15 protein-coding genes are annotated in these 15,611 nt (G+C 43.9%); all 15 read left to right on the top strand.

The annotated features are described in order from the left end of the window. Position 1: 1 nt before the first annotated feature. The 15 genes from AB4274_RS04105 (at position 2) to AB4274_RS04175 (ending at position 15,602) form a co-directional block, all read left to right on the top strand. A complete protein-coding gene (locus tag AB4274_RS04105) occupies positions 2-1,177 on the top strand; it encodes a tetratricopeptide repeat protein (protein ID WP_371724379.1) in 1,176 nt (391 codons plus the stop codon). Further along, positions 1,167-2,891, top strand: coding sequence for a GspE/PulE family protein (locus AB4274_RS04110; protein ID WP_017061350.1), 1,725 nt, complete (start codon positions 1,167-1,169; stop codon positions 2,889-2,891). The genes AB4274_RS04105 and AB4274_RS04110 overlap by 11 nt, the downstream gene beginning before the upstream one ends. A 12-nt stretch (positions 2,892-2,903) precedes the next feature. After that, complete coding sequence (locus tag AB4274_RS04115; RefSeq protein WP_017061351.1) at positions 2,904-4,127, top strand: type II secretion system F family protein; 1,224 nt, start codon at positions 2,904-2,906, stop codon at positions 4,125-4,127. Positions 4,128-4,130: 3 nt separating this feature from the next. Further along, a complete protein-coding gene (locus AB4274_RS04120; protein ID WP_102321219.1) occupies positions 4,131-4,586 on the top strand; it encodes an MSHA biogenesis protein MshF in 456 nt (151 codons plus the stop codon). 79 nt (positions 4,587-4,665) lie between these two features. Beyond that, positions 4,666-5,241 carry a prepilin-type N-terminal cleavage/methylation domain-containing protein gene (locus tag AB4274_RS04125; protein ID WP_017061353.1) on the top strand — a complete coding sequence of 192 codons (576 nt, stop codon included), beginning with the start codon at positions 4,666-4,668 and terminating at the stop codon, positions 5,239-5,241. A gap of 35 nt (positions 5,242-5,276) precedes the next feature. Next, on the top strand, positions 5,277-5,768 hold the full coding sequence (locus AB4274_RS04130) for a type II secretion system protein (RefSeq protein ID WP_102321218.1): 492 nt from the start codon (positions 5,277-5,279) through the stop codon (positions 5,766-5,768). 122 nt (positions 5,769-5,890) lie between these two features. Beyond that, positions 5,891-6,388 carry a Tfp pilus assembly protein FimT/FimU gene (locus AB4274_RS04135; protein ID WP_102321217.1) on the top strand — a complete coding sequence of 166 codons (498 nt, stop codon included), beginning with the start codon at positions 5,891-5,893 and terminating at the stop codon, positions 6,386-6,388. Next, positions 6,385-6,747 carry a prepilin-type N-terminal cleavage/methylation domain-containing protein gene (locus AB4274_RS04140; RefSeq protein WP_102321216.1) on the top strand — a complete coding sequence of 121 codons (363 nt, stop codon included), beginning with the start codon at positions 6,385-6,387 and terminating at the stop codon, positions 6,745-6,747. Before AB4274_RS04135 ends, AB4274_RS04140 begins: the two co-directional genes overlap by 4 nt. Next, complete coding sequence (locus AB4274_RS04145) at positions 6,747-7,469, top strand: PilW family protein (protein ID WP_102321215.1); 723 nt, start codon at positions 6,747-6,749, stop codon at positions 7,467-7,469. The genes AB4274_RS04140 and AB4274_RS04145 overlap by 1 nt, the downstream gene beginning before the upstream one ends. After that, positions 7,459-7,920: a hypothetical protein gene (locus AB4274_RS04150; RefSeq protein ID WP_017068732.1), complete on the top strand. Its 462-nt coding sequence runs from the start codon at positions 7,459-7,461 to the stop codon at positions 7,918-7,920. The genes AB4274_RS04145 and AB4274_RS04150 overlap by 11 nt, the downstream gene beginning before the upstream one ends. Continuing rightward, entirely contained in the window at positions 7,917-12,317 is a 4,401-nt protein-coding gene (locus tag AB4274_RS04155; protein ID WP_372111097.1) for a DUF6701 domain-containing protein, read from the top strand. Before AB4274_RS04150 ends, AB4274_RS04155 begins: the two co-directional genes overlap by 4 nt. A gap of 150 nt (positions 12,318-12,467) precedes the next feature. Beyond that, positions 12,468-13,511 carry a rod shape-determining protein gene (locus tag AB4274_RS04160; RefSeq protein WP_017062957.1) on the top strand — a complete coding sequence of 348 codons (1,044 nt, stop codon included), beginning with the start codon at positions 12,468-12,470 and terminating at the stop codon, positions 13,509-13,511. Between the two features lie 94 nt (positions 13,512-13,605). Continuing rightward, a complete protein-coding gene (gene mreC / locus AB4274_RS04165) occupies positions 13,606-14,493 on the top strand; it encodes a rod shape-determining protein MreC (protein ID WP_004735927.1) in 888 nt (295 codons plus the stop codon). Further along, complete coding sequence (mreD, locus tag AB4274_RS04170; protein WP_017061361.1) at positions 14,483-14,971, top strand: rod shape-determining protein MreD; 489 nt, start codon at positions 14,483-14,485, stop codon at positions 14,969-14,971. Before mreC ends, mreD begins: the two co-directional genes overlap by 11 nt. A gap of 7 nt (positions 14,972-14,978) precedes the next feature. After that, a complete protein-coding gene (locus AB4274_RS04175; RefSeq protein WP_017066953.1) occupies positions 14,979-15,602 on the top strand; it encodes a nucleoside triphosphate pyrophosphatase in 624 nt (207 codons plus the stop codon). Positions 15,603-15,611 lie beyond the last annotated feature (9 nt).

A 15,611-nucleotide genomic window follows, 5' to 3' on the forward strand; every position in this document is an offset into this window, starting at 1 on the left:
TATGAGCGTCATTAACAACGCCTTGTCTGAATTGGCAAAGAAAAAGTCAGCGACTTCGATTGAAGCGGCAGTCGTACCTAAAGTAAAAACGCGTTCCCCCCTAGTTTGGGTTGTTGCAGGTTTTACTTTGAGCTTAGCGATGGGCGGTTGGGCGATATCGCAAGGCCCTGTGATTGATCAGTCTATTGTTGAGCAGTCAATCTCAACTCGAGATTTACAGGTTCAAGTCTCTGTCGTTGATGATTCAAATGGCATTCAGGAAGTTGCTCAACCTATCTCATCGCCAACTAAGAAATTGGTGACACTAGACTCTGCGATCCTTTCAACAGAAAACACTGCGATGGCAAAAAGCGCTCAATCTAAGCCTAGTGTTTCCGAATCAGTTGTTATGTCTGCCCCAAAAGCGACAAAACAACAAACACCGGCTAAAGCTCTAAGCGTGCCTGAAACGACTAAGACTGAAATTCCCCAACCGATTTACGTTGCTAGTGTGGCAAAAAAAGCCCCTGCGTCTATCTCTAATGAGCCTGTAGCCTCTGGTGATTCAGAAAATAGCGGAATGTTGATCGAACAGGTTGAGTTAACTCCGGAACAGCTATCTGTGAATGCACAAGGTCGAGCTCAGAAAGCGCTTGATGCGAACGATCTTACTGGTGCGTTGAAGGGCTACACTGAAGCTCTACGCTACACGCCACGAAATGAAGATGTCCGTCAGAAACTTGCGATTCTCTATTTTGGTAAAGGCGATACTCGCAAAGCCTATGAGCTTTATCAGTCTGGAATTAAGCTCAACATCAACAGTGAAAAATTGCGATTAGGGTTATCTAAACTGCTGGTTAAAGCGAATCAATCAGAAGCGGCGCTGAGCCCTTTAGTACACATGCCTCCGCATCCAACTCAAGAGTATCTAGCAATGCGTGCGGCGTTGAGCCAAAAATCACAGCAAGAAGAAATCGCACTCGAGAGTTATCAAAAGTTGGTTGAAGTCGATTCAGATAACGCTCGCTGGTGGTTGGGCTTAGCGATTCAGCAAGAACGCCAGTTAGACTTCGCTGCAGCAAAACAATCATATCAAGGTGCGTTGACTAGAGTCGGTATCTCATCTCAATCACAAAGCTTTGTGCGTGACCGGTTAAAAATACTCAATGCTTTAGAGGAGAGCGGCGATGCAAATTAGATTAAGAAAAAGACTTGGTGATTTGCTTGTCGAAGAAGGCATTATCACTGAGGCTCAAGTTGAACAAGCACTGGCCGCTCAGAAAAGTACTGGGCGTAAGCTGGGTGATGCGCTAATTGAGCTTGGCTTCTTGTCAGAACAGCAAATGCTGAGCTTTTTGTCGCAGCAGTTAGCGATTCCTCTTATTGATTTAAGCCGAGCTGTTGTCGATGTTGAAGCGGTACAGCTTTTGCCCGAAGTACATGCTCGTCGCCTTCGTGCATTGGTTATTGGACGCCAAGGTGACACTTTGCGTGTTGCAATGAGTGACCCAGCCGATCTGTTTGCCCAAGAGTCTTTGCTTGGTCAGCTCGGCGATTACGCGCTGGAATTCGTTGTTGCTCAAGAGAGGCAATTGGTTGATGGCTTCGATCGCTATTATCGAAGAACCAAAGAGATTGCCTCGTTTGCTGAGCAACTTCACGCTGAACACCAAGTTAATGATGCCTTTGATTTCGATATCGCTGAAGAAGACAGTGATGAAGTTACCGTCGTTAAGCTGATCAACTCGCTATTTGAAGATGCTATTCAGGTTGGCGCTTCGGATATTCATATCGAGCCAGATTCAAACGTATTGCGTCTTCGTCAGCGTATTGATGGTGTGCTGCATGAAACATTGCTGAATGAGGTGAATATTGCTTCGGCACTTGTACTGCGCTTGAAGCTGATGGCAAACCTCGATATCTCAGAGAAACGTCTTCCTCAAGATGGTCGCTTTAATATCCGAGCTAAAGGTCAGTCGGTTGATATTCGTATGTCGACCATGCCAGTACAGCACGGTGAATCAGTGGTTATGCGTCTTCTTAACCAGTCAGCAGGCCTACGTAAACTAGAAGAGTCGGGCATACCGAGTGATCTGTTGGTTCGTCTGCGTCAACAATTGCGCCGTCCACATGGCATGATTTTGGTTACCGGACCAACCGGCTCAGGTAAAACAACAACCTTATACGGCGCGTTAAGTGAATTAAACGAACCGGGTAAAAAGATCATTACTGCGGAAGACCCGGTGGAATACCGCCTACCTCGTGTGAATCAAGTTCAGGTAAACCCTAAGATCAATCTCGATTTCTCTACTATCTTGAGAACCTTTTTACGTCAGGATCCCGATATTATTCTTATCGGTGAGATGCGTGACCACGAAACCGTTGAGATAGGCTTGAGAGCTGCACTGACCGGCCACTTAGTATTAAGTACGTTACATACCAATGATGCGGTAGACAGCGCGTTGCGTATGATGGATATGGGTGCTCCGGGTTACTTGGTCGCGAGCGCTGTTCGAGCAGTAGTCGCACAGCGATTAGTTCGTAAAGTGTGTACAGATTGTAAGGTTGAGGATGAGTTAGATGAACCTCGCAAGCAATGGCTGAGCGTCCGTTTCCCTAACCAAGTAGGTGTGCCGTTTATGAAAGGCCGTGGTTGCCAGAACTGTAACTTAACCGGTTACCGCGGGCGAATTGGTGTATTTGAAATGTTGGAGCTAGAGCAAAACATGATGGATGCGCTGAGAGCTAATGATGCGGTAGGTTTTGCTCAAAAGGCCAGACAGTCTGAAAACTATAAACCGTTATTGGCTTCTGCGATGGAATTGGCTCTGCAAGGTGTCGTGAGTCTTGATGAGATAATGCATCTTGGCGAAGGTGATGCGTCCGGTGCCACTGACCCAATTTATCTGTAGGGGTAGAATGATATGCCAACGTATCGTTATGTAGGTCGCAGCTCTGATGGTAGTCAAGTAAGTGGGCAATTAGACGCGAATAACGAAGATCTTGCTGCTGAAAGCTTGATGAGTAAAGGGATCATTCCAACCTCTATCAAACTGGGCAAAAGTGGTGGTTCAGTCTTAGATATGGATGTATCGAGTCTGTTCTTTCCGAGTGTACCGTTAGAGGTGTTGGTTCTGTTTTGTCGACAGTTATACAGCCTAACCAAAGCGGGTGTACCACTATTAAGATCGATGAAAGGCCTCACTCAAAACTGCGAAAATAAGCAGCTGAAAGCCGCCTTGGAAGAGGTGGTTGCTGAGCTAACCAATGGTCGCGGCTTAGCGGCGTCAATGCAGATGCACCCAAAGGTATTCAGTCCGTTGTTTGTCTCGATGATTGGCGTTGGTGAAAACACAGGCCGTCTAGATCAGGCTTTACTGCAATTAGCTGGATATTACGAACAAGAAGTTGAGACTCGCAAACGAATTAAGACTGCGATGCGTTACCCAACATTCGTGATCAGTTTTATCTTGATTGCAATGTTCATTCTTAACATCAAGGTTATTCCACAGTTCTCAAGCATGTTTGCGCGCTTTGGTGTCGACTTGCCGCTGCCTACTCGTATCTTGATTGGTATGTCTGAGTTCTTTGTGAATTACTGGGGCTTAATGCTTGGAGTGATCTTTGGTCTTATCTTCGCTTTTAAAGCTTGGGTGAAGACAGACAAAGGCTTGGAAAAGTGGGATCGATTACGCTTAAAAATGCCGGTCATTGGCGGGGTAGTGAATCGAGCACTGTTGTCACGCTTCTCGCGTACTTTTGCTTTGATGCTTAAAGCGGGTGTTCCACTGAACCAGTCGCTAGCGCTTTCGGCGGAAGCTTTAGATAACCGTTTTCTAGAGTTGCGAGTTCAAGCCATGAAATCGGCCATTGAAGCCGGTAGTACGGTTTCGTCGACCGCGATTAACAGCGAAATTTTCACACCGCTCGTGATACAAATGATCTCCGTCGGTGAAGAGACGGGTCGTATTGATGAGCTATTACTTGAAGTGGCTGATTTTTATGACCGCGAAGTCGATTACGATCTGAAAACCTTAACCGCCAGAATTGAACCCATTTTGTTAACCATCGTTGCAGGCATGGTGCTGATTTTGGCGCTAGGTATCTTCTTGCCGATGTGGGGAATGTTGGATGCGATCAAAGGCTAGGGAATGCTAAATAACCTACAACGCTCACGTTTTGTTATTTGGACAGTGGTTATTCTTTTTCTTATTGTCGGTGTGCTTTCGGCATTCAAAACGGTAGAAGAAGAAGCGACTAACACGGCATTTATCGTCGCGAGCAAGCGGATTTTAGAGCAAGCCAATTTGTTCAAACAGCAGTATTTGTTATCGGGTGCTGGGCAAGAAGAAGGCTCGGAACCCCCAAAGATCTACAGCAGAACTGGGTGGGTAATGCCTATCCAAGGTACGGAGCGAGACTGTAATTATTGGCTGGATCAATTATATCCTCAAGGGAGCATTTTAGGGCTAAGCTCTCCAAGAGTTGAAGATAAAAGTGACAACATACACTTTCACTGTAGTTATCATTATTCTGATAAATATCAGATAGATGTATTGCTTGAAAGCGAAAGGTTTAGTGTAAAAGCCAATATTTTGGCTTTGTGAGAATATTGACACTGTTTTTATGGTTTTATACGTGTGCAAATGTATAATGCGCGTTAGTAATTAGATGAGTAGGTAGAAAATGCTTAAAAATCAAAAGGGTTTCTCCCTTGTCGAATTAGTCATCGTAATTGTTGTCGTTGGTTTATTGGCAGTGGCGGCTTTACCCCGCTTCTTAGATGTGACAGATGAGGCTAAAAAATCCAGTATTGAAGGCGTGGCTGGTGGTTTTGCAACCGCAGTATTATCAGCAAGAGCACAGTGGGAAGCAGAGGCTAGGCCATCAGAGAAGATAGGTGTTGAAACATACAATACTGTAAACTATGATGGTGTTGATTTTTGGTTAACAAGATCAAAAAACAGTAACAACGTCGAGACCGACTTTCGTGATGGCTATCCGTGGACTCTGAACAATAATTCGAGCACTGCTCCACAAGATATTTCAGATGAAACATGTTCTGAGTTGATGGAAAACTTGCTGCAAAACCCACCTAAAGTTGGTGCGGTTTCAGATATCGCTAATGACTCAAATTACAAATATTCAGCGCAAGCGAATTCAGGTGATGCAACCTGTACTTACGTTCAATTAGAAGGTAGTACAGAACATGAATTTGTTTACGAAATTAAAACTGGTCGTGTGACCGTAACTTTGCAGTAAGTCTGCGTAAAATTAAACATAGAGAGAGCTTAACTATGAAAAGACAAGGCGGTTTCACCCTAATCGAACTAGTGGTTGTAATTGTTATTCTAGGTATTCTTGCTGTAACTGCGGCACCGCGTTTCCTAAACCTGCAAGATGATGCTCGTGAGTCTTCACTTCAAGGTCTAAAAGGTGCAATTGATAGTGCTGCAGGTATCGTTTATGGCAAAGCTGCTGTAGAGGGCGTTGAGTCTCAAGAGTACACTGCAACGCCAGCTCCAGAAGTAGAGGGCATTACAACTTCTTTTGGTTACCCAACAGCGGATGCTGATGGTATTGGTGCAGCAGTTGTTGGCTTGTCTACAGATTGGTCTGTAACTGCTAGTGTTGCAAATACCAGTATTACATACTCATTCTCAGGCACTGCTGCTAACGCAGCGGCATGTATCGTTACTTATACGCAAGCTACTGGTACAACAGCGGCAAGTGCTGCAACTACTACTGTAAATTTAGGCACTGCAGCTGATGGCTGTGGTGGTAACTAGATTTTTGTTCTAGACCAGCTTCGGCTGGTCTTTTTTTGTATTTAATATGTTTAAACTGCTACTTTATCCTTCCATACAGTAATTTATAATCTAGATAGTCAAATTAACCAATTAAGGCTTATATGAATACAAAGCCAAACAAAGGTTTCACTCTAGTAGAATTAATTGTGGTGATTCTTTTACTTGCGATTATCTCTGTGACAGCTGCCAGCCGATTTGGTGGTCGCCAAATTTATGAATTATATGCTCTTCAAGAGCAGGTTTCTTCTGTTGTTCGACAGATTCAGCTCAATAGAATGCAATCCAATATGGATATGTCTGTGTCTGGGGCTGAAAGCTTACGTTTGGTGGCAGCTAATGGTTGTCTTGGCTCTCAATCGGGCTGTGACAATCTAGCCGAAACTAGAAGTGATGTTATTTCTAGTGATGATTACACGTTTTCATCTCAACCTCTCTCTACGACCTCTTCCCCAATAGAATTCAACTTATTGGGTAACCCTGAGAGTGCCGCTTCAGCTGGCGTTCAAATTACCATTTCACCAAGAAATAGTTCAGACAGGGCTTGGGTTTGTATCAATTCTCAAGGTTTTGTTTATCCAAGTAATCAGGTATGCCCATGAAGTACGTAAATAATGGCTTTACGCTTATCGAGTCGATCATTGTTATTGTGCTACTTGGGTTTGCAATGCTCGCATTTTCTACTTTTCTTGCACCACAATCCGCACTTTCAGGGCAAGTGAATTATTCCAACCGAGCTTCAGCATTAGGTCAAAGTATTATGACAGATCTTTTAGCTCGAGATTACGGCTCGGTGAGCTCTGGTACTCCAATTGAACTTGGCAGCACTTATACTAATTTTAATGTGGATTTGGTTGTTGCCAACGATACGCCAACTGCTTCGATGCAGAAATTTACCTTAACAATTACCGCCAGCAATAACTCTCCTATCACTTTAGTCGCTTATAAAGGGGAGTATTAATGAAAGGGAAAGGGTTTACGCTTATAGAGATGATTTTAGCTATTGTCATCTCAAGTATTGTCTTGCTTGGTGTCGCGAATTTTACTGAACTTGGAGTGAGAGGCTATTTTGGCTCTGTAGAGCGCTTTCGACTACAAACTGAAGCTAGATTTGTACTGGAAAAGCTTTCGCGTGAAGTGAGGCATGCTGTACCTAATCTGTTTCCTGCTTCTGTAAGTAGCGGATGTGTCTCATTTTATCCCATTGTTGACTCGGGCTTCTACGCGATCTCCGGTGCGGATATTAATTTTCTAGTGAGTGACAGCGGAGCGACAAGCAGTTCATTACAATCTATGTCACTGGTTATAAACCCGACTAGACCACATACTGATATCAGCAACCTAAATAATATATACACCCTCAATAATGTAGTTCCTCCAAGTGCATCCGCTGCATACTTTTCAATTCCAAACGGAGCTAACACTCTTGTCAGTGAATCTGTAGGTAAAAGGCACTACATTTTTGACTCAAATAACCTTGTGGAGTATTGCCTTGCGAATAGTAATTTACTAACTCGTAATGGTGTCACAATAAGCGATCGAGTTATGAGTGAGAATAGCACTCTGAGTTATCAACCTGCGGATGTTCAGAGTAACGGTGTTGTTGAGTTGATTCTCGAGTTTGCAGAAAATAATGAGTCCACAGTGTTTGAGCTAGATATACAGGTGATTAATGTCCCGTAAATCAACCCAAAAAGGTAGTGCGTTAGTCATTGTCATCTTTGTTATCGTGGTGCTTGGTTTCTTAGCGACAAGTTTGAGTCGAACGAGTTGGTCTGATAATGATTCAAACACTCGAGTTGTACTTGGCACACAAGCTTGGTTGCTCAGTCACTCTGTTAATGAGTATGTTATGACTCAGTTTTATCCGGATCCTGATCCTCAGGCTTCTTCTGCTGTTGCTAGTGTTTGTAGCAGCAATGATCTCCAACCCGGAGGTGGGATTTTTACGGTAGCAAGCTCTATGGTTGATACGGCTTCGGTGAATTGCTCTCTTGAGCGAGTGCAGTGTTCCAATCGAGGAGAGCTTGATGGCTTTGTTTTCTATGTTCTAGAGTCTTCGGTAATTTGCGGTTCTGGTGTGAGCCAAGTGCAACGTAATCAAGAAGTGTGGGTGAAGGAGTCAATACGATGAAAGCATGTAGATATATTTTAGTTGCCTGTTTCTGCCTATTCCCTTTGATCGCGACAGCGTCGACTTGTAACGTAGATCCGAGCGGTGAATTTAAAATATCATTTAATATCAATTCCGCCCAGCTTGTTGAATCTGTGTTTGCAGAGCAAGAGCCCGGAAATAACCGCCCGGAATACACCATCTGGACCAATGATATTAATGAGCCTACGGTGGGAGATACGCCCTTTATTCGCGATCCTCGTTACATGGTTGGTGGGGGAGACTATAGTGTTCAACTGATTTATCAGCCGGGAGCGGGAAATGATGCCGGAACCGCAGACTACTACGTTGACGATGGGCAGGGTTTTACTTTTTTAGGCAATTACCCCGCAGACTTTAAAGGTATTCACCCGCAAAGCGTCGATATTAATAGTGGGGACAGTACTGAACTAGAATGTGACAGCTCGGATATCGAGCCACCGCCGGTTTATTCAAACGATGCTCAGTATGAATTTGGTATCGTTCAGTGCTCTGGTGGAGAATGTAAGATCCCACTGACTCAGTCTTATACCAACACTCCACTGGTGTTTGTGATGCCAACCATTGATTCAAGTGCCCCTGACGCGGATGCTCCTGCAACGTTAATGGTTACCGAGGTAAGCAAAACCGAAGCGACCATCAAGCAGATTAAGGCGCCAAAGAATGGCGGTGGTTCAGATTTAGATAGCCAACCGATAACAGAAGTCAGTTACCTTGCGATTGAGCCCGGTGTGGCCGATTTTAATGGCCATGAAGTCATAGCGGGTTATTTGAACACCGATGCAGCCAGTGCTAAATCAGGCTCAAATAGTAATGATAGAGTCCTTTATAGCGATTTTGGCGGAGCTGGCTTTTCTTCTAATCCGGTGGTATTGCATCAAATTCAAACTCGAAATAACAATGATAAATGGATGACCTCTGGCAAGGTTAGGCGAACCGATGAAACGTCATACATTGATTTGTTTTTGGAGCTAAGTGCTTCTCACCGCAGTAACGATGATTATGACGATGAGAAGATCGCGTTTTTAGCGACGTTAGCCACCAATACTAACCTTGATGTTGATGGTTTTAAGGTTCAATTTGCAAGAGGGCATGATACGCCAAGTCAAAGCGGTAATGACCCAATGTTGGATGGCTGTGAGGATAAGTATGCTACCACCTCTCTAACGAATATTGACGGGATCATAGCTAATAAACAAGAGAGGGCTGGTGGACACGGAGGCTGGCTACGTCGATGTAACATTAACACGAACCAAGTTAGCTTTGTTGTAGATGAGGACTTTAGAGACCGCACGCATATTCCGGAAGAAGTGGGTTACTTTGCGTTTGAGTTACCTGAGGTGGTTCCTGTTGCCAACGTGTGTAACTTGTTTCCCGAGCCCATTCAGAGTTGGACTGGTGTGAATAGCTCATTGACGGTTACCAGCCAGCAAACAAAATTTAGCGGCTGGTCTAATAACTATATTAATCAATCTTTAAAAAAGGTCTCTGAAGGCTATGAGCTCTTTAATGATAAATGGACAACAAAAGATGACTTTTTATTATTGGGTTTTGATGATGCGAGTGAGTTTTATCATATTTATAATTTTCCAGTGTGTGATGAACATCAATGTGATGTTGGTAATAATGATAGCCAACTTGAATTAAGAAAGATTAAAGGCAGTTACGTAACCTCTATTGCAGAAAAAAATCCATCAGAAAGTTTAACCATTACGGGCAAGGCTTCGGATATTTTGCAGAGCTGCGGAGCGGACTCAGAGATATGTTCTTACCAAATTAACGGTGAAACAATAGATGTTTTCATTGAGAGTAACTTGTCTAAGCTCGTTATCAACAAGCAGGGGAATGATTATAATCTAGTTCGAGTCGTCTTAGATGAAGACAGTTATATCTCAGATGTTAAAGTTAGTGGAGGGGCGGGTGTAGAACTGGTTTTTCCTGATAATTCCACGGTGACCTTTGATAATTATGAGCATGATGCAGGAGATTTGGTATATGCCTTTGAGGGCAACTCTCAAATAAATGTGATAACACGTATGAAGTTTAACTTGGCAGTTGATATACAATCTGACTTCGCTTATCCCATTATATACGCTCCTAAAGGTGAGGTCATATTTGACGTTGGGAACTCTACTTTCAAAGGATTTATTCTCGCAGATACTGTAGATTTAAATCAGACAGCTATTCATGGTGCCGTGACAGCGAGAGTCGCCGTGCTTGATAATGGTGTAACGATAATCAAACCTGATTATTCTTGTGAACCCCCAGTACAGCAAGGATTATTGGTTGTAGAACCTCAACAATTATATAGCCTAACCTGTGAGCGAATTCCGGTTGAGTTTCGCCTAGAAGAGAATGGCGAATTGGTCGACTCTAATGAGCAGTTTGAAGCGACGGTAACCCCAACGGGAACGCGATGGTGTACGGGTGAAGCTAACAATGCGTGTGAAACTCCGGATTATACGTTTGATGGTGGCATTCGAACCTTGTATTTAGACTCTGATACGGTTGGTAGTTTCAGTGTTGGGGGAGTCTACGATTCAGAGCCCGCAACATCGACACAAGTTTTTTATGTGCCCTATAAGTTTGATACAAGCCCAAGCCAAATACATATGAATGCAGCTCAAGACTCTCAAGAGTTAGTGGTAGAGGTGACGGCTCAAGCTTGTGATCAAGGCGTTGTTAGCCCAGTAAATGGCTATACTAAAAACTTATCATTTGATGCTTCTAAAGATTACTTTCTTGAAATGCCTACCCCTGAAGATGGATCACTTGATGACTTCTCAGTTACAGATCTAAATTTTGATAATGGTGGTGCTACAACTGAAGTAAATTGGAGCAATGTTGGGCAAGTTAATGTAGTTATCAATGATCCTAGCTTTGATTGTTCTGAAATTGAAGGGTGTCCTATTTATGAACAGCCTGATTCCGCAAGTTCGGGGTTGGTTGGTAGCTTTGTTGTCAAATCTAAACCTTATGAGTTTGCTGTATGTACTGATAGCGATTCAAGTGGAACGAGTACAGAATCCAGTAGTAGTGGCTTTGTTGCAGCGGGGGAGAGCTTTGATGTGGACGTGAAACCCATGATTACCGGAGCTAATGTAAATTCCGTATGTTCAAATAATGTAGGTGTTCCTTCGAATTATTTTGTGTCTCAAGCTTCGATCAGTGTTTCCCATTATTTAGACACACCAAGTGAGGGTGTACTTGGCTATTTGATGCCCGACACGATATCTCCGAGTATTTCAATTAGTGATCAGTCAAATGGTGGGTACCAACTTGATGGGTTAACCTACTCAGAGGTAGGAAGTTTTGAATTGGTTGCAATTGAAACGGGTAACTTTTATAGCACCATTGCCCCTCCAAATGGTGATTCAGGTGTCACTGGGTCTAAAACTATCGGCCGTTTTTACCCCAAATACTTCATGCAAGGTGACCCTGAGTGGAATGTTACAAATCAAAATAATATTGCGTACCTAAGTCAACCTTATGACTCAACCGTTCATCAGGTATACCCAATGGCATCAGGTGAAAGCAGTGTTGGTAACGCGCTTAACAACTATCAATTCTTTGCCCCGAGCCTACAAGCCAGTTTTGGTATTCTGGATGATACAGCTGTCGATAATGGGTTCTTGCTGGATACTGAGGCAGGCACTTGGTCTACTGATCGTAAGCATTGGTTGTTGAACGATAGTGCCGCTGTTCTTCAGCGAGTTACGGATTTGTATGACGTTAGCCGCAGAGATGCACCGTTTAATACTTCAGATGCTAACTCCACTATTACCCACTTTGGCTTGACTGTTGCAGGAGTTGATCCTGTTTCATTTACTGACTCTGATATTTTGACTGATTCTGTCGAGTTTCCGGTCCAGCCTCCAGCTCGTTATGGTCGAATGGCGCTCGATGATATTGGTGGTAATTCTGATACTACTCTAACTATTCCATTGCGCGCTGAGTTCTGGGATGGCAGCGAGTTTATTGTTAACGAGGATGATGACCGCAGTACCTTCAATGGGGCTAATACTTGTAAACAAGTTATTTGGCACAGTGAAGGGGCGGCAACCACTTTAGTTTCACTTAACGGTAGTGGAAATGTGGATGATGGAGAAGAAGAGGTCACAGCAAATCAAAATACGCCAGCAGGAACAGACGCGCCACGTGAGCAAGTTCGTCTGTGGTTAAGAATGGATGACTCTGAGCCTGATAGCGATGGCGGAAATAACATCTCATGTAGTGGCAGTGATCAAGATCAACCATGGCTACGTTACAACTGGCGCCAACTGGGTGATGAAGATCCATCCACCGTCGTCACATTTGGTATCTACCGCGGTAACGATCGTGTGATCTACCGAGGTGAAAGTGGCTTAACAGGTCAGTAATAATATAATTTTTGCCCCTTAAGTTAGGAATCTGTAAGAAATTGCGGGTTTCAGTCCATGTTTGCACTTCAATGCCTTGCCGTAACAGCAAGGCATTGGTACATTTAGTGCAATTTTTGTCTTCTAATTCTTGCAGGATGAGCGAAGAATATGTTTAAAAAACTTCGTGGCATGTTTTCAAACGACCTATCGATTGATTTAGGTACAGCCAATACCCTTATTTATGTAAAAGGCCAAGGCATTGTTCTTGATGAGCCTTCAGTTGTAGCTATTCGCCAAGATCGTGCGGGTTCTGCAAAGAGTGTCGCTGCTGTTGGCCACGCTGCTAAGCAAATGCTTGGTCGTACGCCTGGTAACATCTCAGCGATCCGTCCAATGAAAGACGGTGTAATTGCCGACTTTTACGTAACGGAAAAAATGCTTCAGCACTTCATCAAACAAGTGCATGACAACAGTGTGCTTAAACCAAGTCCTCGTGTTTTGGTTTGTGTACCTTGTGGTTCAACACAGGTTGAGCGTCGTGCTATCCGTGAATCAGCGTTAGGTGCTGGTGCTCGTGAGGTTTACCTAATCGATGAGCCTATGGCTGCTGCGATTGGTGCTGGCCTACGTGTCTCTGAGCCAACAGGTTCAATGGTTGTTGATATCGGTGGTGGTACTACTGAAGTTGCGGTTATCTCACTGAACGGTGTGGTTTACTCGTCTTCTGTTCGCATTGGTGGTGACCGTTTTGATGAAGCGATCATCAATTACGTTCGTCGTAACTACGGCAGCTTGATCGGTGAAGCGACAGCAGAGAAGATCAAACACGAAATCGGTTCAGCTTACCCTGGCGATGAAGTCGAAGAGATCGAAGTACGTGGTCGTAACCTTGCTGAAGGTGTGCCTCGTAGCTTTAGCCTAAACTCAAACGAAATCCTTGAAGCACTTCAAGAACCTCTATCTGGCATCGTATCTGCAGTCATGGTTGCACTTGAACAGTGTCCACCAGAGCTGGCTTCTGATATCTCAGAAAACGGTATGGTACTAACAGGTGGTGGTGCACTGCTTAAAGACCTTGATCGCCTGTTAACAGAAGAAACAGGTATCCCTGTTGTTGTTGCAGAAGAGCCATTAACGTGTGTTGCTCTAGGTGGCGGTAAAGCTCTAGAGATGATCGACATGCACGGCGGCGATCTGTTCAGCGAAGAATAATATCTAGTGTTAGGCTCTTTTCTTATCTAGTTTTATGTAAAGAGCCTAGGACCTTGTCTATAGGATCAAATGTAGCTCTAGGACCAAATATAGAATGAAGCCAATTTTTGGTAGAGGTCCCTCTCTACAATTGCGCCTGTTTTTTGCTGTAATTTTATCAGCCAGCCTTATGCTGGCTGATAGTCGTTTAGATGCTTTCTCAAATGTTCGCTATCTATTAAACAGCATGGTTGCGCCTATTCAATATGCAGCCAACTTGCCTCGCACTATGTTCGATGGTGTTTACGACCGTTTTAGCACTCGCAAAGGGTTAATTGAATCTAACCATAATATTAAACGAGAAGTCTTGCGTCTGAAGAGCGAGCTGATTCTGCTTGAGCAATATCAAGAAGAAAACAAGCGCCTTCGTAAGCTGTTAGGCTCGCCGTTTATCCGTGATGAGAAGAAAGTCGTCACAGAAGTTATGGCGGTAGACACTTCACCATATCGCCATCAAGTCGTGATCGACAAAGGTCAGATTGATGGGGTGTATGAAGGTCAGCCGGTGATCAACGAAAAAGGCATTGTCGGCCAAGTCACTTTCGTTGCTGCTCATAATAGTCGTGTATTACTACTCACTGATGCAAACAATGCGATTCCTGTTCAGGTTATTCGTAATGACATCCGTGTGATTGCTTCGGGCAATGGCATGATTGATGAGATCCAGCTAGAGCACATTCCAACCAGTACCGATATACAAGAAGAAGATCTGTTGGTGACATCAGGTCTTGGTGGGGTATATCCAGAAGGTTATCCAGTCGCCTATGTTACGGCCGTTGATTACGACCCGAAACGTGAGTTCGCTGTGATTAAAGCAGAGCCTGTGGTTGAGTTCGATAAGCTCAGATACCTGCTGCTTGTATGGCCTGATGAAAACAAACAGATGCAAGCGGATCAATCGAGCATAGAACAAGCATTGTTAGAGGGCGAAGATGGCCAATAGCGTTTTGAGAAGCAAGGTAGTAATTTTCTGCTCATTTTTAATAGCACTGATTCTGCAGACGATCCCTTGGCCTGGTAGCTTAGATTTATTTAGACCATCTTGGTTACTGCTGGTTACGTGTTACTGGGTTTTGGCTCTACCGCATCGTGTTAACGTGGGTAGTGCTTTGATTTTAGGCTTATTGTGGGACCTTTTGATCGGCTCTACTCTGGGTATTCGAGGCATGATGATGGCAATAGTGATGTACATTATTGCGATGAACTTCCTCGTCATTCGTAACATGGCGTTATGGCAGCAAGCGATGATCATTGCCGCGTTAACGGTCTTGTTTGAGGTGTTGATCTTCTTTGGTGAATATTTGATCCAAGATGTTGTTTTCAATCCGTTATCGTTATGGAGCGCATTGATAAACTGTATACTTTGGCCTTGGATGTTTTTATTAATGAGACGCGTGCGTCGCCATTGGCATGTGAGGTAGCGTGACGATGGAAAAGAAACATTTAGTTTTGGCATCCGGCTCTCCACGCCGCAAAGAATTGCTATCTCAACTCGGTTATGAGTTTTCTGTCCTCGTAACCGATGTTGAAGAGTGTAAACACGCTCAAGAAACCGCCGAAGAATATGTTAAGCGACTATCTTTAGATAAAGCTTTAGCTGCGTTGTCTTTATTGAAAGATAACCCTTCTGAAAGGCAGCATGTCGTTCCTAGTTCTGATACTGTAGATCATGGCTCTGATATAGTCGTTCTTGGTTCTGACACAGTCGTCGTAAGCCAAGGGCAAGTGCTTGAGAAACCCACCGATTTTGCTGACTCTAAGCGCATGCTTACTCAGTTAGCGAATGAACGTCACCAAGTGATGACGGCGGTTTCTGTGGTTTCAGAAGAAAAACAAAGAACAGAAATCATTATTACCGACGTATGGTTTAAACCCCTCAGTGAAAAAGAAATAGAACAATACTGGCAAACAGGGGAGCCATGCGATAAAGCCGGTAGCTATGGGATCCAAGGTTTGGGCGGACGCTTTGTCACCCGAATCGAAGGTAGTTATTACGCCGTTGTCGGCTTACCTTTATTTGAAACGGACCAGCTACTGCAAGAATTCTTATAATTACTAACC

It is taken from the genome of Vibrio sp. 10N.261.55.A10, from assembly GCF_041470825.1.
Lineage (GTDB): Bacteria > Pseudomonadota > Gammaproteobacteria > Enterobacterales > Vibrionaceae > Vibrio > Vibrio crassostreae_C.

Coding starts and splice junctions, on each gene's coding strand:
- AB4274_RS04125 (WP_017061353.1), top strand. CDS start 4,666: ATGCTTAAAAATCAAAAGGGTTTCTCCCTTGTCGAATTAGTCATCGTA.
- AB4274_RS04140 (WP_102321216.1), top strand. CDS start 6,385: ATGAAGTACGTAAATAATGGCTTTACGCTTATCGAGTCGATCATTGTT.
- mreD (WP_017061361.1), top strand. CDS start 14,483: ATGGCCAATAGCGTTTTGAGAAGCAAGGTAGTAATTTTCTGCTCATTT.
- mreC (WP_004735927.1), top strand. CDS start 13,606: ATGAAGCCAATTTTTGGTAGAGGTCCCTCTCTACAATTGCGCCTGTTT.
- AB4274_RS04145 (WP_102321215.1), top strand. CDS start 6,747: ATGAAAGGGAAAGGGTTTACGCTTATAGAGATGATTTTAGCTATTGTC.
- AB4274_RS04160 (WP_017062957.1), top strand. CDS start 12,468: ATGTTTAAAAAACTTCGTGGCATGTTTTCAAACGACCTATCGATTGAT.
- AB4274_RS04135 (WP_102321217.1), top strand. CDS start 5,891: ATGAATACAAAGCCAAACAAAGGTTTCACTCTAGTAGAATTAATTGTG.
- AB4274_RS04155 (WP_372111097.1), top strand. CDS start 7,917: ATGAAAGCATGTAGATATATTTTAGTTGCCTGTTTCTGCCTATTCCCT.
- AB4274_RS04105 (WP_371724379.1), top strand. CDS start 2: ATGAGCGTCATTAACAACGCCTTGTCTGAATTGGCAAAGAAAAAGTCA.
- AB4274_RS04115 (WP_017061351.1), top strand. CDS start 2,904: ATGCCAACGTATCGTTATGTAGGTCGCAGCTCTGATGGTAGTCAAGTA.
- AB4274_RS04110 (WP_017061350.1), top strand. CDS start 1,167: ATGCAAATTAGATTAAGAAAAAGACTTGGTGATTTGCTTGTCGAAGAA.
- AB4274_RS04150 (WP_017068732.1), top strand. CDS start 7,459: ATGTCCCGTAAATCAACCCAAAAAGGTAGTGCGTTAGTCATTGTCATC.
- AB4274_RS04175 (WP_017066953.1), top strand. CDS start 14,979: ATGGAAAAGAAACATTTAGTTTTGGCATCCGGCTCTCCACGCCGCAAA.
- AB4274_RS04120 (WP_102321219.1), top strand. CDS start 4,131: ATGCTAAATAACCTACAACGCTCACGTTTTGTTATTTGGACAGTGGTT.
- AB4274_RS04130 (WP_102321218.1), top strand. CDS start 5,277: ATGAAAAGACAAGGCGGTTTCACCCTAATCGAACTAGTGGTTGTAATT.